The sequence below is a fragment of the Propionibacterium australiense genome (assembly GCF_003666605.1).
Classification (GTDB): Bacteria; Actinomycetota; Actinomycetes; order Propionibacteriales; family Propionibacteriaceae; genus Propionibacterium; species Propionibacterium australiense.
Genome location: NZ_RCIV01000004.1, coordinates 34,793 through 60,464 on the forward strand (window position 1 = coordinate 34,793; position 25,672 = coordinate 60,464).

25 protein-coding genes are annotated in these 25,672 nt (G+C 70.2%); 13 read left to right on the forward strand and 12 right to left on the reverse strand.

The genetic code is table 11. From position 1 onward, the window contains the following. Nucleotides 1–86: 86 nt before the first annotated feature. Nucleotides 87–4,079, forward strand: coding sequence for a pyruvate:ferredoxin (flavodoxin) oxidoreductase (nifJ, locus tag D9T14_RS04905; protein WP_232012287.1), 3,993 nt, complete (start codon nucleotides 87–89; stop codon nucleotides 4,077–4,079). Then, nucleotides 4,079–5,086, forward strand: a complete 1,008-nt coding sequence (locus tag D9T14_RS04910; RefSeq protein WP_119161171.1) for a dihydroorotate dehydrogenase-like protein — start codon at nucleotides 4,079–4,081, stop codon at nucleotides 5,084–5,086. Before nifJ ends, D9T14_RS04910 begins: the two co-directional genes overlap by 1 nt. Nucleotides 5,087–5,091: 5 nt before the next feature. On the opposite strand, the gene D9T14_RS04915 is transcribed toward D9T14_RS04910, so the two are convergent. The 5 genes from D9T14_RS04915 to D9T14_RS04935 form a co-directional block, all read right to left on the reverse strand. Continuing rightward, nucleotides 5,092–5,577, reverse strand: coding sequence for a prolyl-tRNA synthetase associated domain-containing protein (locus tag D9T14_RS04915; RefSeq protein ID WP_119161172.1), 486 nt, complete (start codon nucleotides 5,575–5,577; stop codon nucleotides 5,092–5,094). 48 nt (nucleotides 5,578–5,625) lie between these two features. Further along, nucleotides 5,626–6,177 carry a 2'-5' RNA ligase family protein gene (locus D9T14_RS04920; RefSeq protein WP_119161173.1) on the reverse strand — a complete coding sequence of 184 codons (552 nt, stop codon included), beginning with the start codon at nucleotides 6,175–6,177 and terminating at the stop codon, nucleotides 5,626–5,628. A gap of 43 nt (nucleotides 6,178–6,220) precedes the next feature. Next, complete coding sequence (locus tag D9T14_RS04925; RefSeq protein WP_119161174.1) at nucleotides 6,221–6,685, reverse strand: Dps family protein; 465 nt, start codon at nucleotides 6,683–6,685, stop codon at nucleotides 6,221–6,223. 123 nt (nucleotides 6,686–6,808) lie between these two features. Beyond that, a complete protein-coding gene (locus tag D9T14_RS04930; protein ID WP_119161175.1) occupies nucleotides 6,809–8,587 on the reverse strand; it encodes an acetyl/propionyl/methylcrotonyl-CoA carboxylase subunit alpha in 1,779 nt (592 codons plus the stop codon). Nucleotides 8,588–8,735: 148 nt separating this feature from the next. Beyond that, on the reverse strand, nucleotides 8,736–9,551 hold the full coding sequence (locus D9T14_RS04935; protein ID WP_119161176.1) for an Fpg/Nei family DNA glycosylase: 816 nt from the start codon (nucleotides 9,549–9,551) through the stop codon (nucleotides 8,736–8,738). A gap of 79 nt (nucleotides 9,552–9,630) precedes the next feature. On the opposite strand from D9T14_RS04935, the gene D9T14_RS04940 reads away from it, so the two are divergent. Beyond that, nucleotides 9,631–10,107, forward strand: coding sequence for a hypothetical protein (locus D9T14_RS04940; RefSeq protein WP_119161177.1), 477 nt, complete (start codon nucleotides 9,631–9,633; stop codon nucleotides 10,105–10,107). 51 nt (nucleotides 10,108–10,158) lie between these two features. Here the strand turns inward: D9T14_RS04940 and D9T14_RS04945 are convergent, their stop codons facing one another. The 3 genes from D9T14_RS04945 to D9T14_RS04955 are packed head-to-tail and all read right to left on the reverse strand — an operon-like array spanning nucleotide 10,159 to nucleotide 12,643. Further along, complete coding sequence (locus D9T14_RS04945) at nucleotides 10,159–10,797, reverse strand: Maf family protein (RefSeq protein WP_374955776.1); 639 nt, start codon at nucleotides 10,795–10,797, stop codon at nucleotides 10,159–10,161. A 23-nt stretch (nucleotides 10,798–10,820) separates the two neighbouring features. Then, nucleotides 10,821–11,069: an acyl-CoA carboxylase subunit epsilon gene (locus D9T14_RS04950; protein ID WP_119161179.1), complete on the reverse strand. Its 249-nt coding sequence runs from the start codon at nucleotides 11,067–11,069 to the stop codon at nucleotides 10,821–10,823. Continuing rightward, on the reverse strand, nucleotides 11,066–12,643 hold the full coding sequence (locus tag D9T14_RS04955) for an acyl-CoA carboxylase subunit beta (protein WP_119161180.1): 1,578 nt from the start codon (nucleotides 12,641–12,643) through the stop codon (nucleotides 11,066–11,068). The genes D9T14_RS04950 and D9T14_RS04955 overlap by 4 nt, the downstream gene beginning before the upstream one ends. A 75-nt stretch (nucleotides 12,644–12,718) precedes the next feature. On the opposite strand from D9T14_RS04955, the gene D9T14_RS04960 reads away from it, so the two are divergent. The 3 genes from D9T14_RS04960 (at nucleotide 12,719) to D9T14_RS04970 (ending at nucleotide 14,795) form a co-directional block, all read left to right on the forward strand. Continuing rightward, entirely contained in the window at nucleotides 12,719–13,510 is a 792-nt protein-coding gene (locus D9T14_RS04960) for a biotin--[acetyl-CoA-carboxylase] ligase (protein ID WP_232012285.1), read from the forward strand. A gap of 56 nt (nucleotides 13,511–13,566) precedes the next feature. Then, nucleotides 13,567–14,070 carry a PH domain-containing protein gene (locus D9T14_RS04965; RefSeq protein WP_126464240.1) on the forward strand — a complete coding sequence of 168 codons (504 nt, stop codon included), beginning with the start codon at nucleotides 13,567–13,569 and terminating at the stop codon, nucleotides 14,068–14,070. 104 nt (nucleotides 14,071–14,174) lie between these two features. Continuing rightward, a complete protein-coding gene (locus D9T14_RS04970; protein WP_119161182.1) occupies nucleotides 14,175–14,795 on the forward strand; it encodes a TetR/AcrR family transcriptional regulator in 621 nt (206 codons plus the stop codon). Nucleotides 14,796–14,813: 18 nt separating this feature from the next. Here D9T14_RS04970 and D9T14_RS04975 read toward each other — a convergent pair whose 3' ends face one another. Beyond that, nucleotides 14,814–15,530: a Type 1 glutamine amidotransferase-like domain-containing protein gene (locus tag D9T14_RS04975; RefSeq protein ID WP_119161183.1), complete on the reverse strand. Its 717-nt coding sequence runs from the start codon at nucleotides 15,528–15,530 to the stop codon at nucleotides 14,814–14,816. Nucleotides 15,531–15,566: 36 nt separating this feature from the next. Between D9T14_RS04975 and D9T14_RS04980 the strand changes: the two genes are divergently transcribed. Together D9T14_RS04980 and purE are read left to right on the forward strand one after the other, a co-directional pair. Next, nucleotides 15,567–16,733, forward strand: coding sequence for a 5-(carboxyamino)imidazole ribonucleotide synthase (locus D9T14_RS04980; RefSeq protein ID WP_119161184.1), 1,167 nt, complete (start codon nucleotides 15,567–15,569; stop codon nucleotides 16,731–16,733). Further along, entirely contained in the window at nucleotides 16,726–17,235 is a 510-nt protein-coding gene (gene purE / locus D9T14_RS04985) for a 5-(carboxyamino)imidazole ribonucleotide mutase (RefSeq protein WP_119161185.1), read from the forward strand. Before D9T14_RS04980 ends, purE begins: the two co-directional genes overlap by 8 nt. A 54-nt stretch (nucleotides 17,236–17,289) precedes the next feature. Here purE and D9T14_RS04990 read toward each other — a convergent pair whose 3' ends face one another. Continuing rightward, nucleotides 17,290–18,591 carry an LCP family protein gene (locus tag D9T14_RS04990; protein WP_119161186.1) on the reverse strand — a complete coding sequence of 434 codons (1,302 nt, stop codon included), beginning with the start codon at nucleotides 18,589–18,591 and terminating at the stop codon, nucleotides 17,290–17,292. Between the two features lie 237 nt (nucleotides 18,592–18,828). Between D9T14_RS04990 and D9T14_RS04995 the strand changes: the two genes are divergently transcribed. The 3 genes from D9T14_RS04995 (at nucleotide 18,829) to D9T14_RS05005 (ending at nucleotide 21,206) form a co-directional block, all read left to right on the forward strand. Then, nucleotides 18,829–19,908, forward strand: a complete 1,080-nt coding sequence (locus tag D9T14_RS04995; protein ID WP_119161187.1) for a mannose-1-phosphate guanylyltransferase — start codon at nucleotides 18,829–18,831, stop codon at nucleotides 19,906–19,908. A gap of 46 nt (nucleotides 19,909–19,954) precedes the next feature. Next, complete coding sequence (locus tag D9T14_RS05000) at nucleotides 19,955–20,695, forward strand: hypothetical protein (RefSeq protein WP_119161188.1); 741 nt, start codon at nucleotides 19,955–19,957, stop codon at nucleotides 20,693–20,695. Between the two features lie 253 nt (nucleotides 20,696–20,948). After that, nucleotides 20,949–21,206: a WhiB family transcriptional regulator gene (locus D9T14_RS05005; protein WP_170175725.1), complete on the forward strand. Its 258-nt coding sequence runs from the start codon at nucleotides 20,949–20,951 to the stop codon at nucleotides 21,204–21,206. 14 nt (nucleotides 21,207–21,220) lie between these two features. On the opposite strand, the gene D9T14_RS05010 is transcribed toward D9T14_RS05005, so the two are convergent. Together D9T14_RS05010 and D9T14_RS05015 are read right to left on the reverse strand one after the other, a co-directional pair. Then, the gene (locus D9T14_RS05010; protein WP_119161189.1) at nucleotides 21,221–21,658 is read right to left on the reverse strand and encodes a metallopeptidase family protein; all 438 of its coding nucleotides are present in this window, start codon (nucleotides 21,656–21,658) and stop codon (nucleotides 21,221–21,223) included. A 40-nt stretch (nucleotides 21,659–21,698) separates the two neighbouring features. Then, entirely contained in the window at nucleotides 21,699–22,757 is a 1,059-nt protein-coding gene (locus D9T14_RS05015; RefSeq protein ID WP_119161190.1) for a 3-isopropylmalate dehydrogenase, read from the reverse strand. Nucleotides 22,758–22,927: 170 nt separating this feature from the next. Here D9T14_RS05015 and D9T14_RS05020 point away from each other — a divergent pair, with 170 nt between their 5' ends. Then, nucleotides 22,928–24,013, forward strand: a complete 1,086-nt coding sequence (locus D9T14_RS05020) for a branched-chain amino acid aminotransferase (RefSeq protein ID WP_119161191.1) — start codon at nucleotides 22,928–22,930, stop codon at nucleotides 24,011–24,013. A 49-nt stretch (nucleotides 24,014–24,062) separates the two neighbouring features. Continuing rightward, complete coding sequence (gene cimA / locus D9T14_RS05025) at nucleotides 24,063–25,664, forward strand: citramalate synthase (RefSeq protein ID WP_119161192.1); 1,602 nt, start codon at nucleotides 24,063–24,065, stop codon at nucleotides 25,662–25,664. Nucleotides 25,665–25,672 lie beyond the last annotated feature (8 nt).

Here is a 25,672-nt window from a genome sequence, read left to right on the forward strand (position 1 = left end):
GAGGCGCCGGGCCGGCTGTGAGGTCATCTCGCACGAGCCGCGGGATTTGGAATCTGTGGGATTCTGGAGGGCGGGAGGAGTTCGGTATGACCACGTATGCCCGCCCCGCCGGCGAGGCGAGGACCATCGACCACGCGGTGCCCGCCAGGGCTGGCGCTTCCGGCGCGCCCCAGTCGCAGGCCTGTCGCGAGACCATGGACGGCAACGAGGCGGCCGCCCGCGTCGCCCACGCGATGAGCGAGGTCATCTCCATCTACCCGATCACCCCGAGCTCGGCGATGGCCGAGAGCTGCGACGCGTGGAGCGCCGCGGGCCGGACGAACATCTGGGGCGGCGTCCCCGACGTCGTCGAGATGCAGTCCGAGGGCGGTGCCGCCGGTGCCCTGCACGGTGCCGTCACCAAGGGCGTCATGGGCACGACCTTCACGGCCTCCCAGGGGCTGCTGCTCATGATCCCCAACATGTACAAGATCGCCGGTGAGCTGACCCCGGCCGTCATCCACGTCGCCGCCCGCGCCATCGCGACGCACGCGCTGTCGATCTTCGGCGACCACTCCGACGTCATGGCCTGCCGGCAGACCGGCTGGGCCATGCTGTGCGCCTCGAACGTGCAGGAGGCCCACGACTTCGCCGCCGTCTCGCACGTCGCGACACTGCGCACCCGCGTACCCTTCCTGCACTTCTTCGACGGCTTCCGCACCAGCCACGAGGTCAACACCATCGAGACCCTCACCAAGGACGACCTCGTCGCGCTCGTCCGCGAGGAGGACGTCCTGGCGCACCGCGAGCGCGGGTTGACCCCCGACGACCCGAAGCTGCGTGGCACCGCGCAGAATCCCGACGTCTACTTCCAGGCCCGTGAGGCGGTCAACCCCTTCTACGAGGTCACGCCGGGAGTCGTCCAGGACGTCATGGACGAACTGGCCGCCCGCTGCGGACGTCAGTACCACCTGGTCGACTACGTCGGCTCCCCCGACGCCGAGGACGTCATCGTCGTCATGGGCTCGGCCGGGGCCACCGTCCGCGAGACCGTCGAGGCCCTCAACGCCACCGGCGCCAGGCTCGGCGTCGCCCAGGTGCGCCTGTACCGGCCGTTCCCGTCCGAGGCCCTCATCGGGGCCCTGCCCGCCAGCGTGCGCCGCATCGCCGTCCTCGACCGCACCAAGGAGCCGGGCAGCGCCGGCGAGCCGCTCTTCGCCGACGTCGTCATGGCCGTCGCAGAGGCCGGGGAGCACTTCACCGGCGGCCTGCCACGGATCACCGGCGGCCGCTACGGCCTGGGCTCGAAGGAGTTCACCCCCGCCATGGCCAGGGCCGTCTTCGACGATCTTGCCGGCCCTGGGCCCCACCGCCGTTTCACCGTCGGGATCGACGACGACGTGACGGGGCTGTCGCTGCCGGTCGACGAGGACTTCACGATCACGCCCGAGGGCCTGACCGCGGTCTTCTACGGGCTCGGGGCGGATGGCACCGTGGGCGCGGCGAAGAACTCGGTGAAGATCATCGCCTCCGAACCCGGCCGCTACGCGCAGGGCTACTTCGTCTACGACTCCCGCAAGTCGGGGGCCACGACGGTCAGCCATCTGCGCTTCGGCAGCGAACCCATCGACGCCCCGTACCTCGTCGACGAGGCCGACTTCATCGCCGTGCACCAGTTCGAGATGCTCGAGAAGATGCGCACCCTCGACCTGGCCAAGCCCGGTGCAACAGTGCTCATCAACTCCCCGTACGGCACCGGCACCTGGGACCGGCTCCCCGAGGACGTCCAGCGCATCATCGTCGACCGCGGGCTCGACCTGTGGGTCATCGACGCCACCCGGGTCGCCAGTGAGGCGGGGCTGGGCCAGCGCATCAACACGGTCATGCAGCCCTGCTACTTCTACCTCTCGGGCGTCGTCGACCGGGCCGATGCGATCGCCAGGATCAAGGAGAGCATCGAGAAGACCTATCTGAGCAAGCGCGGGCGCATCATCGTCGAACGCAACTTCAAGGCGGTCGACGCGGCCATCGACCAGATGATCCACATCACCCCCGGCGAGGAGTTCTCCGGCCTGGCGCGCATGAAGCCGCTGCCGGACGAGGCCCCCGACTTCGTCAAGCGCGTCACCGGTGCCATGCTGCGCGGTGACGGGGACCGTCTGCCGGTCAGCCTGATGCCCGTCGACGGCACCTGGCCGATCGCCACCAGCAAATACGAGAAACGCGGCATCGCCGAGGAGATCCCGATCTGGGACGAGAGCCTGTGCATCGACTGCGGAAAGTGCGCCATCGCCTGCCCTCATGCGGCGATCCGCATCAAGGTCGCCCCCGCCTGGGAGTTCGACGACGCCCCCGAGGGATTCGCGTCGAAGAACTACCGCGACCGCAAACTGGCCGACCACAGGCTCGTCGTCCAGGTGGCCCCGGACGACTGCACCGGGTGCTCCATCTGCGTGGACGTCTGCCCGGCCAGGTCCAAGACGGAGGTCAAGCACAAGGCCATCAACATGGAGCCGCGCCGCGACCACCTCGAGACCGAGCGCACCAACTACGACTTCTTCCTGAGCCTGCCGGAGATCGACCGCACCAAGGTGCGCCACGACCAGGTCAAGGGCGTCGCCCAGCTGCAGCCGCTGTTCGAGTTCTCGCTGGCCTGCGCCGGCTGCGGCGAGACGCCGTACATCCGCACGCTCACCCAGCTGTTCGGAGACCGCATGCTCGTGGCCAACGCCACCGGCTGCTCGTCCATCTACGGCGGCAATCTGCCGACCGCCCCGTACGCGAAGGACCCGTACGGGCGGGGCCCGGCCTGGAGCAACTCGCTGTTCGAGGACAACGCCGAGTTCGGCCTGGGCCTGCGCCTGGCCTGGGAGCAGCAGCACAACGAGGCGCGGCGACTCGTCAGCGAGCTGCCGGGGCTCGACCCCGACCTCGTCACGGCCCTGCTCGAGGCCGACATGAGCCAGGAGCAGGGTGTCGTCGACCAGAGGGAGCGCGTCGCCCGGCTGAAGAAGGTCCTGGCGGGCCGGGACGACGCCGCCGCCAGACGCCTCGCCTCACTGGCCGACGAACTCGTCGAGAAGTCGGTGTGGATCATCGGCGGCGACGGGTGGGCCTACGACATCGGCTACGGCGGCCTCGACCATGTGCTCGCCAGCGGCCGGAACGTCAACATCCTGGTGCTCGACACCGAGGTCTACTCCAACACCGGCGGTCAGGCATCGAAGGCCACCCCGAGGGGGGCCGCGGCCAAGTTCGCGGCGAAGGGCAAGGGCGGTGCCAAGAAGGATCTGGGTCTGATCGCCCAGGCCTACGGCGACGTCTTCGTCGCCCAGGTCTCCATGGGCGCCAACCAGCAGCAGACGGTTCGTGCCCTGCGCGAGGCCCAGGCCTGGCCCGGACCGAGCCTGGTCATCGCCTACGCCACCTGCATCGCCCACGGCATCGACATGGGCACGTCCATGACGCACCAGGCCGAGGCCGTCTCCAGCGGCTACTGGCCCCTGTACCGTTTCCGCCCCAGTGAGGACGAGCACGCGGTGCCGCTGCACCTCGACTCGAAGGCGCCCACGGGCCGGATCGCCGACTTCATGGCCAAGGAGGCGCGGTTCGCGATGCTCAAACGCTCCAACCCGGAGCGGGCGGCAGAACTCGAGAAACTCGCCCAGGCCGACGCCGACGAGCGCTGGCGCTACTACAGCCAGGTCGCCGGCATCGAACGGGCCCTGCCCACCGGCAGGTCGGGGGACCCGCAGCGGCAGGACGAGGACGCCGTCGTCGTCCGGCCCGCCGCGAAGGCCAACCCCGACGGCGACGCCGCGCAGAGCACCCGCCGCCAGGCGACGGGCACCAGGAGCCCGGCAGACGACGCCCCGGGGGCCGATGCTCGTCCGTCGAAGGAAGAACGGGCTGCGGCGATTGCTGCCCGCCGGGCGAGGCTGGCCGCCGAGCGGGCGGCTGCCGGTGAGGCTCCTACCGGGGACGGGGCGGCTGCTCGTCCGTCGAAGGAAGAACGGGCTGCGGCGATTGCTGCCCGCCGGGCGAGGCTGGCCGCCGAGCGGGCGGCCCAGGCCGCGGAGACCGAGGGGAAGGAGTCCTGATGAGCGGTCCCCGGATGAGCACGACGTACCTCGGGCTCGGCCTGCCCAGCCCCGTCGTGGCCTCGGCCAGCCCGCTCAACAACGAGCTCGGTACGCTGGTCGAACTCGAGGCGTCCGGCGCCGGCGCCGTCGTGCTGCCCAGTCTCTTCGCCGAGGAGATCGAGGCCGAGGAGATGGCGGTGAACTCGGTGCTCGACATGGGCGACGGTTTCGCCGAATTCGACTCCGCTCCGCTGGCCGAGGTGCCCGTGAGCGGTTCCGCCGCGACCGACCGTTACGTCGAACTGCTGGCCGGCGCCACGGCGAGCCTGTCGATCCCGGTCATCGCCTCGCTCAACGGCACCCGCCCCGGCGACTGGGCGCACTACGGCAGGCTGCTCGCCGAGGCCGGCGCGGACGCCCTCGAGCTCAACCTCTACGACGTCGCCGCTGATCCGGCACGCAGCTCCTCAGACGTCGAGGACGGCTACCTCGAGGTCATCGCCGAGGTGAAACAGGCCGTCGGCGACCTGCCACTGGCCCTGAAGATCTCGCCGTACCTGTCCTCACTGTCCAGCTTCGCCCCGCGTGCCCACGAGGAGGGCGCCGACGCCCTGGTGCTGTTCAACCGCTTCTACGGGCCCGACATCGACCTCGCCGCCCTGGCCGTCACCCCGCAGCTGGCCCTGTCGACCCCGGCCGAGCTGCCACTGCGCCTGCGCTGGACCGCCATTCTCGCGGCCCAGTGCCCGGGCCTGCAGATCGCCGTCACCGGGGGCGTCCACACCGGTGCCGACGTGGTGAAGTCCCTCATCGTCGGCGCCCAGGTGGCCTGCACCACCTCGGCCGTCCTCACCGGCGGCACCGGCTCCGTCACGACGATGCTCGACGAGGCCCGCGACTGGCTGGAGGCGCGAGACTACGAATCGGTTGACCAGCTGCGCGGCGCCATGGACGCCCACTCCGTCGAGAACCCGGCCGCCTACGAACGCGCCCAGTACATGAAGGTGCTGCACTCCTGGGCGTGAGCCCCTCAGACCCGCAGGGCCCGCGCGGGATGGTCGATGGCGGCCAGGAAGCGGCGCAGGCCGACCGTGCTCAGCGTCACCGTTGCGGTGTTGTCGTTCGGGTGCGTGGCGATTGATCCGCCCTCGAAGGATTCGTCCAGGCACACCACGACCCGTCCTGCCGCATCGTTGAGCGCGGCGAAGGGCCCCACCTGACCGGGCGAGACGCCCAGCATCCGCGCGAGATCCGCGGGGGAGGCCAGCGAGAGCCCGCCCGAGCCGAGCTGGTCCGCCACCTCGGCCAGGTCGACCCGCCCGTCGTGCGGGACGACCAGCAGCCAGTAGGAGCGCTTCTTCTTGTCCCGGACGAACAGCGTCTTGGCCGTCGCCTCGGGGCGTGGCACGTCGAGCCGGGCGGCGGCAGCCATGGTGAACACCGGTTCGTGCTCGGTCAGCTCGTACCCGATCCCCAGCTCGTCCAGGACCCGGAGGACCTCCTCTCGCGCACCCACGGACAACGGTCTACCGGACGGTGCGGTGCGGGGACAAGTCCCAGGCGGTCAGCCGGGCAGCGGCCAGCTGTCGAGGACACGGCAGGCGTTCGCCTCGTAGCGGTGCAGCTCGACCCGCTCCGCCCTGCAGCGCGCCGGGACGAGATCACCCAGCAGGGCGCGGGTGGAGGCGAGGCTCACGTCGCCGGAGACCATGTCGAGCGTCAGATGCGGTTCCGGATCCGGTCCGCCGAAGGGCCTCACCTGCGGGTAGGCGGCCATGAGGGCGCCGATGAGCGCGCGGAAGGGCCCCGGCGGATCGGGTTTGAGGTGGATGCCGCCGTCGCGGAAGACGCCCAGGCGAGACAGCACGAAGTCGAAGGGCCCATGGCCCGCCAGGGCCCGGGCCACCTCGTCATGGGCGGGTGCCGGGTCCAGGGGCGCGAGCAACGTGACGTGCGCGTGCGTGAACGCCGGGTCGGCGCTCAGGAACGACTCGTCGTAGAAGACGGTCCGCGCCCGGACGAAGGGTTCCAGCTGGGGGACCGGGATGAGCAGAACGCAGTGGCCGCGCCAGGCATCCTGCCCCTCAGGGGCTCGGGATGTCCTCGGCGCGGCCACGTACGCATTATGGACCAGCCCTGCCGGGCCGGTGCGCGGCGCCTCAGGCGAGCGAGGCGCGCAGCATCCAGGCCTGCTTCTCCAGCTCGGAGGCGATGCCGATGAGCAGATCGTTGGTGAGGTGGTCCTCGGCGTCGACGGCTTCGAGCGTGGACTTGATGGCGTCGGCGACCTTGGCGGTGCGCTCGGCGAACTGCGCGTAGACGTCGGCGACCTTCAGGTCGCCGCCCTCAACCGTGTCGAGGCTGCTCGTGGCGGCAACCGTGGCGGCGCGGCCGTCCGGGGTGCCGCCCAGGGCCGCGAGACGCTCGGCGACCTCGTCGGCGGCGTCACGGGCGCCATCGACGATCTCATCGAGGAAGAGGTGAAGCGAGCGGAATCCCTCGCCCTTGATGTTCCAGTGGGCCTGCTTGGCCTGCAGGTGGAGGTCGGTGAGGTCGACCAGGGCCTGCTGAAGGGCCTTGGTGACGGTGTCGGTGGCGACAGGGGCGACAACGGTAGCGCTCATTGTTGTTCTCCTCGTTCGGATCGGCTGATGTGTGCGACATCCGGTACAACCGCGCGAGGCGCGGCTCTATTCCGCCGGCGCGAGCCGCTGCGCAGTGCCGTCCGGCCCATGGCCGGGCCGTCCTCACTCCTCGGTGATCTGGCACAGCACGTCGCCGGAGGCCACGGCCGTACCGGCCGCCACGAGCTCGTGGACGACGCCGGCGCGGTGGGCGGCGATCGGCTGCTCCATCTTCATGGCCTCGAGCACGAGCACCGTGTCGCCCTCCTCCACGCGCTGTCCCTCGGTGACCGAGGTCTTGACGATGGTGCCCTGCATCGGGCTGGTGAGCTCGGCGCCCGTGACGACCAGCTTTCCGCCGCCCCGGCCGCGCTTGGTGGGCTTGCGGCGCTTCTCCGTGCCCCGGCCGGAGGCGGCCTGCAGGCCGGACGGCAGGACGACCTCGAGGCGCCGGCCGTTGACCTCGACCACGACATGGCGGCGCTCGAGGGCCTCGTCGGCGACCCCGAGCTCTCCGGAGTACGGTTCGATGTCGTTGTCGAACTCGGTCTCGATCCACGTGGTGAACACGCTGAAGGCACCGTCGGGGGCGGTGAACGCCGGGTCGTTGACCACCTTCTGGTGGAACGGCAGGACCGTCGGCATGCCCTCGATGCGCATCTCGTCCAGAGCACGACGGGCGCGCTGCAGCGCGATGTCCCGGGTGGCGCCGGTGACGATGAGCTTGGCGATCAGTGAGTCGAAGGCGCCGGGCACACTCATGCCCCTGCGGTAGCCCTCGTCCATGCGGACGCCGGGACCGCACGGGGGACGGAAACGAGTCAGGGTGCCGGGAGCCGGCATGAAGCCGCGGCCCGGGTCCTCGGCGTTGATGCGGAACTCGAAGGCGTGGCCGGACAACTGCGGGTCCGGGTAGTCGATCCGGCCGCCGCAGGCGAGGCGGAACTGCTCGCGGACGAGGTCGATGCCGCTGATCTCCTCGGTGACCGGATGCTCGACCTGAAGACGGGTGTTGACCTCGAGGAAACTGATCGTGCCGTCCCGGCCCACGAGGAACTCGCAGGTGCCGGCGCCGACGTACCCGGCCTCCCTGAAGATGGCCTTCGAGCTGGCGTAGAGGCGCTCCACCTGCTCGTCGGTCAGGAACGGGGCCGGGGCCTCCTCGAGGAGCTTCTGGTGGCGGCGCTGCAGCGAGCAGTCACGAGTGGAGACGACCACGACATTGCCGTACTGGTCGGCCAGGCACTGGGTCTCGACGTGCCGTGGCCTGTCGATGAAGCGTTCGACGTAGCACTCGCCACGGCCGAAGGCAACGACGGACTCGCGCGTCGCCGAGTCGTACATCGCGGGAATCTCCTCGAGCGTGTACGCGATCTTCAGGCCCCGCCCGCCACCGCCGTAGGCGGCCTTGATGGCCACCGGCAGGCCGTACTCGGTGGCGAACTCGACGATCTCGTCCGGACCCACCGGGTCGACGGTCCCGGGCACCAGCGGCGCCCCCACCTTCGTGGCGATCGAACGAGCCGACACCTTGTCGCCGAGGTTCTCGATGGCCTCCGGCGGCGGGCCGATCCAGACCAGTCCCGCGTCGCTGACGGCGCGGGCGAAGTCCGGGTTCTCCGACAGGAAACCGTAGCCGGGATGGATCGCATCGGCGCCGCTGCGTTCGGCGATGGCCAGGATCTTCTCGACATCGAGGTAGGTCTCGGCAGGCGTCGACCCGTTCAGCGCGAAGGCCTCGTCGGCGAGCTGGACGAACAGCGACTGCGAGTCCGAGTCGGCGTAGACGGCGACCGAGGCGATTCCGGCGTCCCGGGCCGCGCGGATGACGCGGACCGCGATCTCACCGCGGTTGGCGATGAGAACCTTCGAGATGGTGCGTGTGCTGTGGGCAAGAGCCACGTTTCCTCCTGAACGGTCAGGCCTGAGCGGACGCAGAACCCGCCCCCACTACACGGCGAGTGTAGGGCAATCATGATATCGGCGTTCGCCACGCCCCCATGCCGGTGACGGCTTCCGCGGACGCGCCGGCCACGGCGGGACGTCCTGCTCAGTGACGACGCTGGCAGCCCGGGCACCAGAACAGGTGCCGGCCGGACAGCGCGGCCTCCTCCACCGGCGTGCCGCAGACCAGGCAGGGCAGGCCGGCGCGTCGGTAGACGTAGACCTCACCGCCATGGGCGTCCACGCGCGGTGGGCGGCCCATCGCCTCGGGCGTGTGCTCGGGGTGGACGGTGTCGATGCGTCCGTCCCGCACGCCGAGCGTCATGAGCTCGACCAGGTCGGTCCAGATCGCGTCGAAACTGGCGCGGTCGAGCGCATTGCCCGGGCAGGCCGGGTCGATGCGGTGCCGGAAGAGCACCTCGGCGCGGTAGATGTTGCCGACGCCGGCGAAGATCCCCTGGTCCATGAGCAGCGCGGCGATCGGCTTGGCCGAGCGGTGCACCCTCGCCCAGGCCCGCTGCGGGTCCGCGTCGGTGCGCAGCGGGTCCTGGCCGAGCTTCGCGGTCACCGCGGCCTGCTCCGAGTCGGTGATGAGGCGGCACATCTGGGGTCCGCGCAGGTCGGCGGCCCACGCGTCGTCGGCGATACGCACCCGCACCTGGCCGACCGGGTCGGCGAGCGGCGTGAACGTCAGCTGGCCGATGAGCCCCAGGTGGATCTGCAGGATGTTCGATGGTGTGTCGGCCTCGAAGGTGATGAACAGGTGCTTGCCCCAGGTCTCGGCGTGGTCCAGCCTCGTGCCGTCGATGAGGGCGGCCGATTCCGCGAACCGCCCCTGCGGGGAACTCACGGCGACCTGCTGGGAGGCGAACAACTCGTTGGTGCGGTTGGCGAGACGGTGGATCACATGGCCTTCGGGCATGTACCAACTGTGCCGCACCCCCGAAGCGCCACGCGCTCGTGTCCACCGCTGCGGCAGCGCTTGCCACTAGCCTGGAGGGGTGAACTGGCCCCGGTCGAACCGCCTGCGTCCCCGCACCGTCCTCGGCGCGGCGGGGGTGCTGCTGCTCGCCCTGACCGCATGCTCCTCGGGTGAGGCCGCGTCCTGGCCCAGTCCTGCCGCCGCCTCGTCCACGGCCAGGCAACAGGTCACCACCGAGGCCGGCGCGGGTGGTGTGCGGCTGTCCGAGCTGGGTTTTCGCCATGGACCCGATGACTTCCGCGTCCCGGACGGGCTCGTGCTGACCGGCCGCGTCGACCAGGACAACGTGGTGACACTCCTCATGGACCAGGAGCAGGGCCGGCGGGTGCACGACTACCTCATGACCGTCCTGCCCGGAGCCGGCTGGACGATCGAGGCCTCCAGCGGCGACTCGATCGTCTTCACCACCAGTGGCTGGGAGGGCGCCTTCACCATGACTGGCGAGCAGGCCGGCCTGACGCTGCGCCGCCTGGAGGCGGACGCCGGTCCCGGCTGAGACCGGCCATGAGGCCGGGCCGGCGCGGCCTGATGGGGGGAGGACGGTTGCTCAGCCGCGGACCTGGGTGCCCGGCGGAACCGGCCACAGGTCGAACCAGGCGACCCCCAGGTCGAGCAGGATCTGGCGGACGAGCGGCAGCGAGAGCCCCACCACGTTGTGCGGATCGCCCTCGATGCGGGTGATGAAGGGGCCGCCGAAGGAGTCGATGGTGAAGCCGCCGGCGACCGACTCGGGCTCACCGGTCGCCGCGTAGTCGGCGATCTCCTGCTCGGTCAGATCGGCGAAGGACAGCACGGTGACCGCCTCGCGGGTGGACTCGGTGATCCGCCCGCCGCGGATGACGGCGACGTAGTGGCCCGTGTGGACGACGCCCTGGCGTCCCCGCATCCGCATCCAGCGTGAGATCACGGAGGCCTTCGTGCCCGGTTTCCCATGGATCCGCCCCTCGAACTCGAGCATCGTGTCGCAGGCCAGCAGCACGGTCTCACGGTCGAGCAGATCGCGCTCGCGCAGGATCTGCAGGACGCTCTCGCCCTTCTGCCTGGCCAGGCGGCAGGCCAGCTCCGAGACGGACTCGTCGATGCGGGCGGTCTCGTCGATCTCGGGACGGATCGCCACCGGCTGCAGCCCCGCGGCGCGCAGGGTGCCGAGCCGGGCCCGTGACGAGGACGCCAGAACGAGCTGCATGATCATCTCCTTCGCAACTGCTCTCAACGCAGCGAGCTGCGCCAGAACTCCCGCCCGGGCACCAGGGGCTGGCGGATCACCCGCCAGTACGACTTCCACCCCGGGATCTCGTTGCGGTCCAGGTTCTCGTGGATCGAGGCCTCGGCGAGTTCGGCGGCCAGGACGACCGTGAGCGCACCGAGTTCCTCATCGGTGGGGTTGCCGCGGGTGATCTGCACGCCCTCGGCCGACTCGACGATGCTGTGCGGTGGCGTGTGCGGGATGTTGCTCATAGCGGGATGTTCCCATGCTTCTTCGGGGGCAGCGCCTCGCGCTTGGACCGCAGCAGACGCAGGAAGCGCACCACCTGCGAGCGCGTCTCGTGCGGGTAGATCACCTGATCGACGTAGCCGCGTTCGGCCGCGATGTACGGGTTCGACAACTCGTCGTCGTACTCCTGCCTGAGGCGTTCACGTTCGGCCTGCGGGTCGCTCGCCTCGGCAAGCTGCTTGCGGTACAGGATGTTGACCGCGCCCTCGGCGCCCATGACGGCGATCTGGGCCGTCGGCCAGGCCAGGTTGACGTCGGCTCCCAGGTGTTTCGAGCCCATGACGATGTAGGCGCCGCCGTAGGCCTTGCGGGTGATGATGGTCATCTTCGGCACCGAGGCCTCGGCGTAGGCGTAGATGAGTTTCGCGCCGCGGTGGATGATGCCGTTGTGCTCCTGCTCGACACCGGGCAGGAAGCCGGGCACGTCGACGAAGGACAACACCGGGATGTTGAAGCTGTCGCAGGTGCGGACGAAACGAGCCGCCTTCTCAGAGGCGTTGATGTCGAGACAGCCGGCGAGGTTCGTCGGCTGGTTCGCGACGACGCCGACCGTGCGCCCCTCGACGCGGCCGAAACCGCAGATGACGTTGGGGGCGTACAGCGCCATGACCTCGAGGAACTCCTCGTCGTCGATGACGGTCCTGATGACCTCGCGCATGTCGTAGGCCTGGGACGGGGAGTCCGGGATGAGCGTGTCGAGCGCGTGGTCGCGGTCGGTGATCGGCACGTCGATGTCGTCGGGGTAGTCGTAGACCGGGGGGTCCTCGAGATTGTTCTGGGGAAGATAGGTGATGAGATCGCGCACGTACTCGATGGCGTCCGCGTCGTCGGTGGCCAGGTAGTGGGCGTTCCCGGCGATCGCGTTGTGCGTGCGACCGCCCCCCAGCTCCTCCATCGAGACGTCCTCGCCGGTGACGGTCCTGATGACCTCGGGTCCGGTGATGAACATCTGGCTGGTCTGGTCGACCATGACGACGAAATCGGTCAGGGCCGGCGAGTACACGTGCCCGCCCGCCGCGGCGCCCATGATGAGACTGATCTGGGGGATGACGCCGGATGCCATCGTGTTGCGCCGGAAGATCTCGCCGTACATGCCGAGCGAGACGACACCCTCCTGGATGCGGGCGCCACCGCCCTCGTTGATGCCGATGAGCGGCACGCCGGTCTTCACGGCGAAGTCGATGATCTTGCAGATCTTCTCGCCGTAGACCTGGCCGAGGGAACCGCCGTAGACGCCGACGTCCTGGCTGAAGACGCAGACCGGGCGTTCGTGGATGTTGCCCAGGCCGATGATGACGCCGTCGGAGTAGGGCCGGTGCTTCTCCATGCCGAAGGCGTGCGAGCGGTGGCGGGCGAACTCGTCCATCTCGGTGAAGGTGCCCTCGTCCAGCAGGGCCAGGATGCGCTCCCGGGCGGTCATCTTGCCGCGGGCGTGCTGCCTCTCGACGCTGCGCGGGGACGCGGCGTGGATGGCCTCGTCGATGCGCTCGCCGAGGTCCGCGAGTTTCCCGGCGGTGGTGTGCGGATCCATTGCCATGGGGCCAACCTTAGCGGGCGGCCCCGGGCCAGTCCCCGCGCACGTCCGCCCCGGTGTGTGCATAGACTGCTGGCCGTGCCCGCCACCGACGCCCTGAACGTGCCCCACCTGGTCGAACTGCTCGGCCCGGACAGTTGCTGGGGTCCCATCGAGTGGTACGAGCGGACCGGCTCGACCAACGAGGACCTGGCCGACCGGGCCCGTACCGGTGCCCGGCCCGGCCTCGTCCTCGTCGCCGAGTACCAGAGCGTCGGCCGGGCCCGTTTCGACCGCCGGTGGCAAGGCGCCCCGGGGACCTCGATCGCCGTCTCGGTGCTCGTCGCGCCGAGACCCGAACCGGCCCGCTGGGGATGGTTGAGCATCCTCGTGGGGCTGGCGGTGCGGGAGGGCGTCGAGTCCTGCACCGGTGCCGCGCCCGGCCGCGTCAGCCTGAAGTGGCCCAACGACGTGCTCCTGGACGGCCGGAAGATCTGCGGCATCCTGTGCGAACGGGTCGGTGACCTGGCGGTGCTCGGCTGGGGACTGAACATCTCCATGGACGAGGACGAGCTGCCCGTGCCGACCGCCACCTCGCTGTACCTGGCGGGACTGCCCTGCGGCAAGGACGAGGTCACCGCGCACGTCCTGACGAGCCTGCAACGCTGGTTCGAGCAGTGGCAGCGCACCGGCCAGCTGCGCCGGGAGTTCATGTCCGTCTGCGCCACCATCGGCAGCGCCGTCCGGCTCCACCAGGACGTGGAGTCCGCGACGGCAGCCGTCGTCGAGGGCACCGCCGTCGGCGTCGACGAGACCGGGGCCATCCTCATCGAGGACGCCGCCGGTAGGCGGCGCGCCTTCGGCGCCGGTGACGTCATCCATCTGCGCTGAGACCCCACGCCCCGGCTCGGGGATGCGGCTGCCGCAGGACGCGCAACAATGGTGTGGTGCGCAGACGACGCGGCGAGTTCGCCGATGACGAGTACGTGATGGTTCGCTGCCGTCCCCACGGGCGGGCACTGACCTGGCCCGTCCTCGTGCTGTTCCTCTTCGCCGCCGGCCTGGGGGTGCTGCTCGCGGCGCTGCCCGCCAGCGTGAAACCGGTCGGCAACTGGGCGCTCGTCGCCGTCTTCGCCGTCCTGACCGTCCTGCTCGTCCTCGTGCCCGTGCTGCGCTGGGTGTCCACCACCTACACGATCACGAGCCGGCGCATCATGGTGCGTACCGGCCTGCTCCGCCGCGCAGGCGTCGACGTCGCACTGAACCGGGTGAGCGGGCTCTCCTACCACCGCAGCCTCGCCGATCGGGTCTTCGGCTCGGGCACGGTCATCGTCGCCACCCAGGGCCCGACCCCGCTCACGCTGCGCTCGGTACCCGACCTGGCGGGCGTCCGGCGCGTGCTCGGGGAACTGGTCTACGTGACCGACGCCGATCAGATCCATGACGTGTGAGACCGTTGAGGCCGGGCGGCGCCGCCGGATACCATCGACGCAGCGCCGGAGCCGCATACCTCGTGGCTGAGTCGTGGGTGCACCGGTCACAGGGAGAGGGGCACATGCCGAAGATCAACGCACCGACCGTGCGCGAGCATCACGAGCAGGTCATGACCTCCCTCATCGACGCCGCCGAGCAGATCCTGCGCGAGGAGGGGCCCGCAGCCCTCACCGCCGGTGCCGTGAGTTCTGGCGCGGGTGTCGCCCGGAACTCCATCTACCGGTACGTCGAGTCCGTCGACGACCTGCGCGGACTCGTCGTCGAACGTTACATGCCGGGCTGGTTCAAGGCCGTCGAGGAGGCCCTGGCCGCCAGCGACGACCCGCGTGAGCAGATCGTCGCCTGGGCCATCGCCAACCTGGAGCAGGCCACCATCGCCGGTCACGGCTGGCTGATGCGCGTCGGTGACGGTCGTCTCAAACCGAGCGCCGCACGCAGCGTCGGCCGGGCCCATGCCGCCCTCTTCAGCGGTCTGGATCGCCTCTGGGCGCAGATCAACCCGGCCAAGGCGCGGATCGCCGGCGTCATGACCCGGGGCCTGCTCATGTCCACCATGAACGCCGTCGAACGCGACACCGTCGGACTCGACGAGGCCCGTGAGGACCTCGCAACTGCGGTGCGCCTGCTCATCGGGATGTTCGAGGAGCAATCCGCCGATGTGACGGACCATCCGGGGAACTGAGCCCGTCGGTCCCGCCGGTCAGAGCAGCTCGGGGGTGAGGACCTCGGTGAGGACGCCCGAGGCGGTGGGCTCGTCGCTCGGCACGACGTGCAGGGCACGAACGCCCTCGCGTTCTGCGACGACTCTCGACAGCTGCCCGTCGATGAAGTGCAGGGCGGCGCCGTCGTCGACCCCGTAACCGCCGGCGATCATGCCGGAGGCGACGGCCTGGGTGTAGACCGCCCCGCGGTCCTCGCCGTCCAGGTGCGGGCAGAAGCTGCCCGGCAGCAGGCCCAGCCCGCCGCGCCAGCCGCGCAGATCACCGAAGGCATCGGTCAGGCAGCCCTCGAACCAGCAGGCGGCGCCCGCCGAGATGCCGCCGAGCACCGTGGTCCGGCCGTTCTCCTCCGCCATGCGACGCAGGACGCTGGAGACGCCGTGGGCATCCCACAGGGCCATCAGATTGGCCGTGTTGCCGCCGCCGACGAGGACGACGTCGGCCTCGGGCAGGCGGCGGACCGACTCGGCCGCGCCCTGCCACAGGGTGAGCACCATCGTCCGGACCCCGAGCCCCGAATAGGCCATGAGGAAGCGGTTGATGTACGTGGCGTTGTCCGCCGAGGCAGTGGGGGCGAAGCAGACGAGAGGGGCGCTCTTGTCGGCCAGGTCGACGATGTAACGGTCCAGGCTCGTCGGGGCGCCGTTGCTCGACATGGAGAAACCGCCACCGCCCATTGCCACGATGTGAGTGCTCATGGGCCCATCTTTTCACGCCACCGCTAGGGTTGAGACGTGAGAGCGGTGCGCACGGTGGGGATCATCGGGGGCGGGCAGCTGGCCCGCATGATGTACGAGGCGGCGATCGGTCTCGACCTCACGGTGAAACTGCTTGCCGAGGGGCCTGACGTGAGCGCGGCGCGGGTCGTCCGCGACGTGACGGTCGGCGACTACACCGACCGGGCCACCGTCGAGGCCTTCGCCGCGGGCTGTGATGTCATCACCTTCGACCACGAGCACGTTCCCACCGGGCTGCTCGCCCGGCTCGAGGCGTCCGGCGTCGGCGTCCGGCCCGGTCCGCAGGCCCTCGTCCACGCCCAGGACAAGCACCGCATGCGCGCCCGGCTCGGCGGCGACCTCGGCCTGCCCTGCCCGACGTGGCGCGTCTGTGCGGACGCGGACGCGCTGCGCGCCTTCGGCGCCGAGATCGGCTGGCCGCTCATCGCCAAGGCGTCCCGGGGCGGCTATGACGGTCACGGCGTCTGGCGGCTCGACGGTCCCGGGGACGCCGAACGCCCCTTCCGCGAGTCGGGGGCGGCGAGCGGGGGTGAGCGCATCGTCATCATCGGCGAGGAGTTCATCGACTTCACCCGGGAACTGTCGGTCATCGTCGTCCGCGCCCCCGACGGCCAGGTGCTCTCCTACCCGGTCAGCGAGACGATCCAGCAGGACGGCGTCTGCGTCGAGACCACCACGCCCGCGCCGGGCCTGTCCGATGCCCGGCAGTCCGAGATCCAGGCACTCGGCCGGCGCGTCGCCGACGCGCTCGACGTCGTCGGCCTGCTCGCCGTCGAACTCATGGAGCGCCCCGACGGCCGGGTCGTCATCAATGAGCTGGCCATGCGCCCGCACAACACCGGGCACTGGACGATCGACGGCGCGGTGACGAGCCAGTTCGAGAACCACCTGCGCGCCGTCGCCGGGCTGCCGCTCGGTTCGACCGCCGCCAGGGCCCCGTGGTGCACGATGCGCAATGTGCTGGGCGGACGCAGCGACGATGTCGTGGGCGACTTCGCCCATGCCGCCGCCGCGGACCCCGGCCTGCGGGTGCAGTTCTACGGCAAGAGCATGCGTCCGGGCCGCAAACGCGGCCACGTGACCGCCTACGGCGACGACTGCGGCCAGGTGCAGGCGCGTGCCCGCACCGCGGCCGCCTATCTGATGGGAGCAGACAATGACTGAGGCCACGCCCCTCGTGGGCATCGTCATGGGTTCGGACTCGGACTGGCCGACGATGGAACCGGCCGCGAGTGCCCTGGAGGAGTTCGGCATCGGCTACGAGGCCGATGTCGTCTCGGCGCACCGCATGCCCGAGGACATGGTCGCCTACGGGCGTCGGGCGCACGAACGCGGCCTGCGCGTCATCATCGCCGGTGCGGGGGGAGCGGCCCACCTGCCCGGCATGCTCGCGGCCCTGACTCCCCTGCCCGTCATCGGCGTGCCCGTCGCGCTCAAGCACCTCGAGGGCATGGATTCGCTGCTGTCGATCGTGCAGATGCCGGCCGGGGTGCCCGTCGCCACCGTGGCCATCGGCAACGCCCGCAACGCCGGGCTGCTGGCCGTCCGCATCCTGGCCAGCGGCGACCCGGAGCTCACCGAGAAGATGGTCGACTTCCAGCAGGCCCTGCGCCAGACGGCGCTCGACAAGGGGGCGAGGGTGCGAGGCCGGCGGGCCGGGGCCTGATCCGCCGCGAGGCCGGCTCCGTCGCGGATCCGCGGCCGGGAGCCGTGGCGGTGCTCAGTCGGCGTACTGGGCGATGTTGCTCGTGTCCCCCTCGGACAGCTCCCCGAACATGGCCGAGGCCCGCTCGCTGTCCCAGATGACGACGGACTGGCCGTCCGCGGACCAGCCCTCCGCCGTCTCGAGCGGCACCTGCAGACTCGTCCCGCCGCCACCGGCGACCGACAGGACCCCCCGCGCCATGGCCCCCATCGTGAGCGGCCCCATGTCCTCGCCACGGCTGACGGCACCCGACATGGCCATGTTGATGCGCCACCACTTCACCGGGTTGAGCACGGTGGACGGCGTCTTGAGCTTGGTGGCGATCTGCGCGATGACCTCCCGCTGACGCCGGGCGCGTCCCAGGTCGCCCTCCGAGTCGCCGTAGCGGTGGCGCACGTAGCCGAGCGCGTCGGATCCGCCGAGCGTCTGGCACCCGGCCGGCAGGTCGATGTTCGCCTTCTCGTCGGCCATCGGCTCGTCCAGGCAGACGTCGACGCCGCCCACTGCGTCGACCATGGCGGCGAAGCCGGCGAAACCGACCTCCATGAAACCGTCGATGCGCATGCCGGTGGCCTGCTCGACGGTCTGGGTGAGCAGCTGCGGGCCGCCGTAACTGTAGGCGGCGTTGATCTTCCCCATGCCGTAGCCGGGGATGCTCACATAGGAGTCGCGGGGGATCGAGATGAGAACCGCGTCACCGAACAGGGGGGTGTAGAGCAGCATGATCGAATCGGTGCGCTGCCCCTCGGCATCGCCGGTGCCCAGCTCGGCCTTCTCCTCGTCGCTGAGGCCCTCGCGCGAGTCGGAGCCGACGAGCAGGATCGCCGAGCCCGGCTGGTTGGCGATCCGGTCGGCGTAGGCGGGCTCCCAGTCGACCGTCGCCATCTGGGCCCAGGCGTACCCGGGGGTGGCGATCGTGAAGACCAGCCACGCCAGGACGAGGGTGAGGACTGTGCGGCGCAGCCGACGGCCCCTGCGCCGGGGCCTCGCCGGCCGGCCACGGCGTCCCGGGGCCGGAGCGGGAGCCGGGACGGGTTCACGCCGGATGTCCTCACGGGTGGGGCGCGTCCAACCCGAGGCCGCCGGCCGGCCCTGCTGGCGGGGATACCGGCTCGTCGGCGCAGACCGGCCCTGCGCGGCCTGCTGCCGGCGGTGCTGTTCCAGGAACGCCTGCTCGCGACGGCTGATGTCGGCGTCATTGGCTATGTTGGTGGCCGGAGCCGCCGGGGGAGTCCTCGTCGCCTCGTCGCCGGGAGCCCGGTGGTAGAGCCAGTCCAGATCCTCCCGGCGGCTTGATTCGTCCCTGCTGTCAGCCATGGCACCTAACCTAGCGGCATGAGCCGACGACCAGAGCGGATCGCCGTCACGGCGCGCCATGCCACCGGCAGGACCGGTGCACGCCGGTCCTGGGGCGAACGATACCCGAGACCCTGAGGCAATCCTCAGGTATTTCCTAGGGGTTTGCTAAGGGTTTACCCTTCCGGTTGCTCCGATGATCGGCGTGGCGCCGCGTGGTTGCGGGGTGCCGGCCCGGCACGGTCCTATGGTGAACGCGTGAGATACGCAGTGATCATGGCCGGCGGTTCCGGCACCAGGCTGTGGCCCCTGAGTCGCCAGGGCGAGCCGAAGCAGCTCCTCAAGATGATCAACGGCCGCAGCCTGCTGCAGCTGGCCTTCGAGCGGGTCGTCTCCGTCGTCGCCCCGGAGAACGTCCTCGTGTGCACCGGTGCGGCCTATGCCACCGAGGTGGCCGCCCAGCTGCCCGAGCTGCGTCCCGAGAATCTCCTCGGTGAGCCCGTCGGCCGGGACTCCCTCAACGCCGTCATCTGGCCCGCCGCCGTGCTCGCCCGGCGGGACGAGGACGCCGTGGTCGCCACGGTCACCGCAGACCAGATCATCGAACCCGTCGAGGAGTTCGCGTCCCGCCTGATCACGGCCTTCGATGTGGCCGAGGCGGACGACCAGGCGCTCGTCACCTTCGGGATCGTCCCCACCGGGCCGCACACCGGCTACGGCTATCTGCACCGCGGTGAATTCGTCGAGGGGTTCACCGACGTGGCCCGGATCGTCGAGTTCAAGGAGAAGCCGGACGCCGAACTGGCGGCCCGGTACGTCTCCTCCGGGCAGTACTGGTGGAACGCCGGGATGTTCGTGTGGCGTGCTGCGAGCCTGCTCGACCAGGTGCGCGTGCTGCTGCCCGACAGCTACGAGAAGATCACCGAGCTCGCCGCCCATCCCGACCGGATCGAGCGGATCTACCCCGAGCTGTTCAAGACCTCCGTCGACTTCGCCGTCATGGAACCGGTCAGTCAGGGCAGGACCGGGGCCCACGTCATCGGTGTCGCCCTCACCGCCCGCTGGGCGGACGTCGGGAGCTTCGCCGATCTGCACGCCGAGCTCGGTCAGGACGGTGACGGCAATGTCACCCAGGGCAATGTGGTCGCCTCCGGCAGTACGGGATGCCTGCTCGTCAACGCCGACCCCGGCCAGTCGGTGCTGGCCGTCTCAGGACTGAGGGACATGGCCGTCGTCCGGACCGCGACCGCCACTCTCGTCTGCCCGTTGTCGGACTCCCAGCAGGTCAAGGCCCTCGTCGGACTCGTCAAGGAGCAGTACGGTGCCGAACTCGCCTGATCGGCCCCGCCGGTCCAGGGGCGGGGTCCTCGGGACGTTGCTGCGAATGCGTGAACCGATCGCCTGGCTCGTCCTCGCCGTCACGGTGGCCTACCTCGTGCTCGGTGGTGTGCGGCTCGGCTGGAGCATGACGCACGAATCGATGAGTCTGTCGGCCGCGGCCCGGCAGGCCGGGGCGGCCGTCCCGCTCGTGTGGGCACTCGTCGACGTCACCATGGTCCTGGTCTGCATCTTCGGCACGGCGGCCATCGGCAGGGCCAGGGCGCTGACGCGCACCGCCGCGGTCATCATGTCGGTGGCCGCCTGCTATGACGTCCTCATCCTCGCCGTGGGTGTGCTCGGAGCCGAGGCCCCGGTCTTCTCCCGGGTCCTCGAGACGATCGGCGGGCTGCTCGAGGTGGCGGCCAAGATCGCTGCGGCCGTCGTGCTGTGGCGGCTCCTGGCGGCCAGAGCGCATTCGGGTGACCGGGCTGTCGGTGATCCCGTCCCGGCCCAGGGTGCGGTGTGGGCTCCGGAGCAGGCCACCGGGCGTACCTGGGGCAGGGCCGCTGATGCCGCGACCATGGTTCCTGGGGGACCGGGTCACGATCCGGGTGAGCAGGGTCCGCAGTTGGAGCAGGACGGCGGGTCCGGCGCCCGCGGTCCGTCCCGTCCGGGAGGTGAGTCGGAGCAGGACGCGCCGAGGCCGTCCGTGCCATGGCTGACGGCCGGGCAGCTCGCAGCCGGTCAGCAGCCACCCGACCCTCAGCAGACCCCTAGGGGGTGGAATTCTCTCAGAGCTGAATGAATTGACTCTTGTATTACCTGAAATCCCTGGTCAGGTGGGATTCGGAGGGGCAGGACGGGGATGACATCGTCCAGCCAAGCGGTTGCTTGAATCTTCTTCGACATGCGGCGAAACGGCCTGCATGGTAGCTTTCATCCATGTAATTCCGCTGACGTGGTTCGCCGGTCCACTCGTGGTGGGCCGGACCAGCTTCTGCGAGATGGTGTCCAGTGTCATGTCGGTGGTCCGCCGATCGGATGGAGAGGATGTGCGGATGCGCGAGCTGTCGCTGGTGGACCTCAGTGAGGGCGGCGAGCTCTCCTGGCGTGACAATGCCCTCTGCGCGCAGACCGATCCGGAGGCCTTCTTCCCCGAGAAGGGCGGTTCCACGCGCGAGGCCAAGAAGGTCTGCCAGGCATGCTCGGTGCGTGGCGAGTGCCTCGAGTACGCCCTCACCCACGACGAGCGCTTCGGTATCTGGGGAGGCCTGTCGGAGCGAGAACGGCGCAAGCTGCGTCGTCGTGCCGTGTGACGTGCGGCTCGGGATCAGTACCCGCCCTCGGGGTCGATCTCGTCGATGCTGCGCCCGGTGAGTGCGACGATCTGCTCGACGAGTGTCTCGTGGACGAGCGGGAACAGATCGGACCGGTCCAGTGCCCGGTGCTCCAGCGGACGGCGGTAGATGACGATGCGTGCGTGCTGGCTCTGGGGCGACTCGATCGCCGCGGCGAGGGGCACGGTGTCGTGCTCACCCAGGTCGTGCCACAGGGTCCGTGCATCGGGAACCTCATCGACGCCGATGTCGATGGAGTCGACGACGTCGGGACAGTGCTCGGCGATGCGGGCGATGGCGTCACGGACGCAGAGCATGAAGTACTCGCGGCGGCGCGGTCGTGATGGCACGCGCGAGGGATGATCGGTCAGATCATTCGGCAGGGCCATGGGCCCGCGAATGCCCCGCTCGTGGCGGTCCCTGGTGCGCATGGGATCAAGCCTAGTGCGCGGTCGTGCAGACCCGGCAGGGTCAGCCCAGTGCGGCCGCGATCGCGTCACCGATCTGGCTCGTGGAACGCGGCGTGGTGCGGTGCGCCGCGATGTCGGCACTCACCGCGTCGTCGATGCGCTGGGCGTCCGCGGGCCGGCCCAGGTGGCGCAGCAGCAGGGCCATCGAGCTGATCGCAGCGGTGGGGTCGGCGATGCCCCGACCCGCGATGTCCGGGGCGGAACCGTGCACCGGCTCGAACATCGAGGGGAACTCGCCGGCGGTGTTGATGTTGGCGCTGGGTGCCAGGCCGATGCCGCCGGTCACGGCGCCGGCCTCATCGGTGAGGATGTCGCCGAACAGATTGTCGGTGACGATCACGTCGAAGCGCTGCGGCTCACTGACGAGCATGATCGTCGCGGCGTCCACGTGAAGATAGTCGTGCTCGACATCGGGTCGTTCCCGGGCGACCTCCTCGACGACCCTGCGCCACAGGCCGCCGGCATTGACCAGCACATTGTGCTTGTGCACGAGCGTCACCTTCTTGCGGCGGGTGGCGGCCAGGTCGAAGGCATAGCGCACGACGCGTTCGACGCCGAACGCCGTGTTGACGCTCACCTCGGTCGCGACCTCGTTGGGCGTGCCCTTGCGCAGCGTGCCGCCGTTGCCCGCGTACAGCCCCTCGGTGCCCTCCCGCACGACGACGAAGTCGATCGGGCCCTTGTCGAGGACCGATGAGGCCAGCGGGGTGGGCACGCCCGGGTACAGACGGGCCGGACGCAGGTTGACGTCCTGGTCGAAGGAGAAACGCAGCTTCAGCAGCAGGCCGCGTTCGAGCAGGCCCGAGGGCACCTGCGAGGATCCCGGTGCGGCGCCGACGGCGCCGAGGACGATCGCATCGTGCCGGGCGAGGCCGGCCAGCGTCTCGTCGTCGAGGACCTCACCGGTCCTGAGCCAGTGCTGTGCACCCAGGTCGTAGTGGGTGAGGTCGAAAGCCTGTTCCCCACAGGCCGCGGTGAGTACCTTGAGGGCCTGTTCGACGACCTCGGGGCCGATGCCGTCGCCGGGGATCACCGCAAGGGATGCACGATGAGAAGTCATGAGCCCAAGAGTAAGGTCAGCTCACGACGCCGGGCTCACGGTCTCATCCGCGCCGCTCCCCGGTTCCCGTGCCCGGGGATTCGGCGGGCCTGCGGTCCCGCCCGCCGGGGCGACGGTCGGCAGGTGAACCCGCTGCCGGGGCGGGGTGCTCGCGGACTAACCTGTTGGCCATGGCACTCACGTTCAGCACCCAGCGCACGCCTGCTCCCACCAGCGAACAGGACATCGCGACGATCAACGAGGATCCCGGTTTCGGCACCCACTTCACCGATCACATGGCCGTCATCGACTGGGACCAGGAGAGGGGCTGGACGGACGCCAGGATCGAGCCGGTCAACGACTACGCGCTGACGCCGGCCGGGGCGGTCTTCCACTACGCGCAGGAGGTCTTCGAGGGGCTCAAGGCGTACCGGCACGCCGACGGCTCGATCTGGCTGTTCCGCCCCGAGAGCAACGGTCAGCGCTTCGCCAACTCGTCCCGTCGGGTGGCCCTGCCGCAGCTGCCCGTCGAGGACTTCGTCAACTCCGTGCGCGAACTCGTCAGGATCGACGCCGGCTGGGTCCCGTCCGGGCACGAGCAGAGCCTCTACCTGCGGCCATTCTCGATCGCCAGCGAGGCCTACCTCGGCGTCCGCCCGGCCCGCCAGGTGCGCTACGCCGTCATCGCCTCCCCGGTCGGCGTCTACTTCACCGGCGGCATCGTCCCCGTCGACATCTGGGTCGAGTCGCACTACAGCCGAGTCGCCAACGGTGGCACCGGTGAGGCCAAGTGCGGAGGCAACTACGCGGCCAGCCTCCTGCCCCAGGAACTGGCCTACGACAAGGGCTGCAGCCAGGTCATGTTCGTCGACAACGCCGAGCACCGCTGGCTCGAGGAGCTGGGCGGCATGAACGTCTGCCTCGTCACCTCGGACGGCAAGCTCGTCACGCCCCCGCTGAACGGCAACATCCTGCCGGGCATCACCCGCGACTCGCTGCTCGCCCTGGCGCCCGAGGCCGGTCTCGAACCGGTCGAGCGCCCCGTGGACATCGCCGAGGTCTACGCCGGAGTCGCAGACGGCACCATCAGCGAGATGTTCGCCTGCGGCACCGCGGCGGTCATCACCCCCATCGGCAGCCTCGTCAACGAGGAGGGACGCCACGAGGTGCCCGTGCCCGCCGATGGCGGGAAGACGATCGCCCTGCGCAACATGCTGCTCGACATCCAGTACGGCCGTGTCGAGGACACGCGCGGCTGGATGCAGCAGGTCTGCTGAGTCCGGTTCGCGTACCTTCCCCGATGAGTGAACTGCCGTCAGGTCGACGATGATTCCGCTGCGCCCGGACTCGCTGGAGCTGTACGACACGACCCTCAGCGCGAGCGCCCAGCGGGCCGGCGTGCCGCTGACGCTGCACGACCGGATCCGCGTGCTCGAACGGATCGACGTCATCGGCGTCGCCTTCATCGAAGGGGGCCGGCCGGCGGCCTCCCTGCGTGACAAGGAGTTCTTCGCGCGGGCGGCCCGCGTGCCGCTGCGCAGCGCCAGCCTCGTCGCCATCGGCTCGGTGCGCCGTCCCGGCACTGTCGCAGCGGATGATCCGCAGATCGCCGTGCTACGGGACGTCGGCACGCGCTTCGTGACCGTCACTGCCACCGCTCATGACCTGCACGTCGGCCAGGGGCTGCGGGCCAGCCTGGACGAGAACCTCATGATGCTCTCGGACACCGTCAGGCATCTGGTCGCCGAGGGCAAACAGGTCATCGTCGACGCAGAGCACTACTTCGACGGTTTCGCCCGCAACCCGGCATACGCCCTCGAGGTCGTGCGCACCGCGGCCGAGGCCGGTGCCCGCACCGTCGTGCTGTGCGACACGAATGGCGGCATGCTGCCGGACTGGATCGCCGACGCGGTCTCGGCCACCACGTCGATCGGCGTCGACCTGGGGATCCGCTGCGAGAACGACAGCGGATGCGCCGTCGCGAACTCGCTGGCAGGGCTCGGCGCCGGTGCCGTCCACGTCCAGGGCGCCGTCAACGGCTACGGTGCCCGTGCCGGCACGACGGACGTGACGACCCTGATCCCCGATCTGCAACTCAAGTACGGGTGGCCGGTGGTCACTGCTGAGCAGTTGCGGGAACTGACGCGGACGGCGCGGGTGGTCGGCGAGATCACGGCTCAGCCGGTCTGCCCCCGCCAGCCCTACGTGGGGGAGTCCGCCTTCGCCAACCCGGCGGGTCCGCACGCGGCCGCCATGAGGGTCAACGCCGATCTCCACCAGCACGTCGATCCCCGCAGCGTCGGCAATGACATGCGGCTGCTCGTCTCCGACCTGACCGGGCGCGCCAACATCCAGGTCGCCGGCGCCCAGCTCGGCCTCGACCTGGCGGACCGGGCCGTCGTCAGTGAGGTCGCCCGGGCCGTTCACGAACGCGAGACCCGCGGCTATGCCTACGAGGCCGCCGATGCCAGCTTCGAACTGCTCGTGCGCCGCATGCGCGGCGAACTCGTGACGCCGCCCTTCACGGTGCTCGGCTGGCGCGTCATGACCGGGCAGCAGGGCGAGGGGCCGGAGGCCACGGCCCCTGCCGAGGCCGTCGTCCGGATCATCGCAGACGGCGCTCACCGGTCCTGCACCGGTGCCGGCACCGGCCCCGTCAAGGCCCTCGGCCAGGCGCTGCGCCGTGCGCTCGACGGTGTCCATCCGCAGGTGAAGGACTACGAACTCGCCGACTACCGCGTGCGCCTGATCCGGCCCGGTCGCGGCTCCGATGCCACGGTGCGGGTGCTCATCGACACGTCCTGCCACGGGCGCACCTGGACAACCGTCGGCGTCGGCGAGAACATCGTCGAGGCCAGCTGGGAGGCCCTGACGGAGGCCTTCGTGTACGGGCTGGTCAAGGGCTGCGGCCAGGACCTCGAGACCTGAACCGCGGC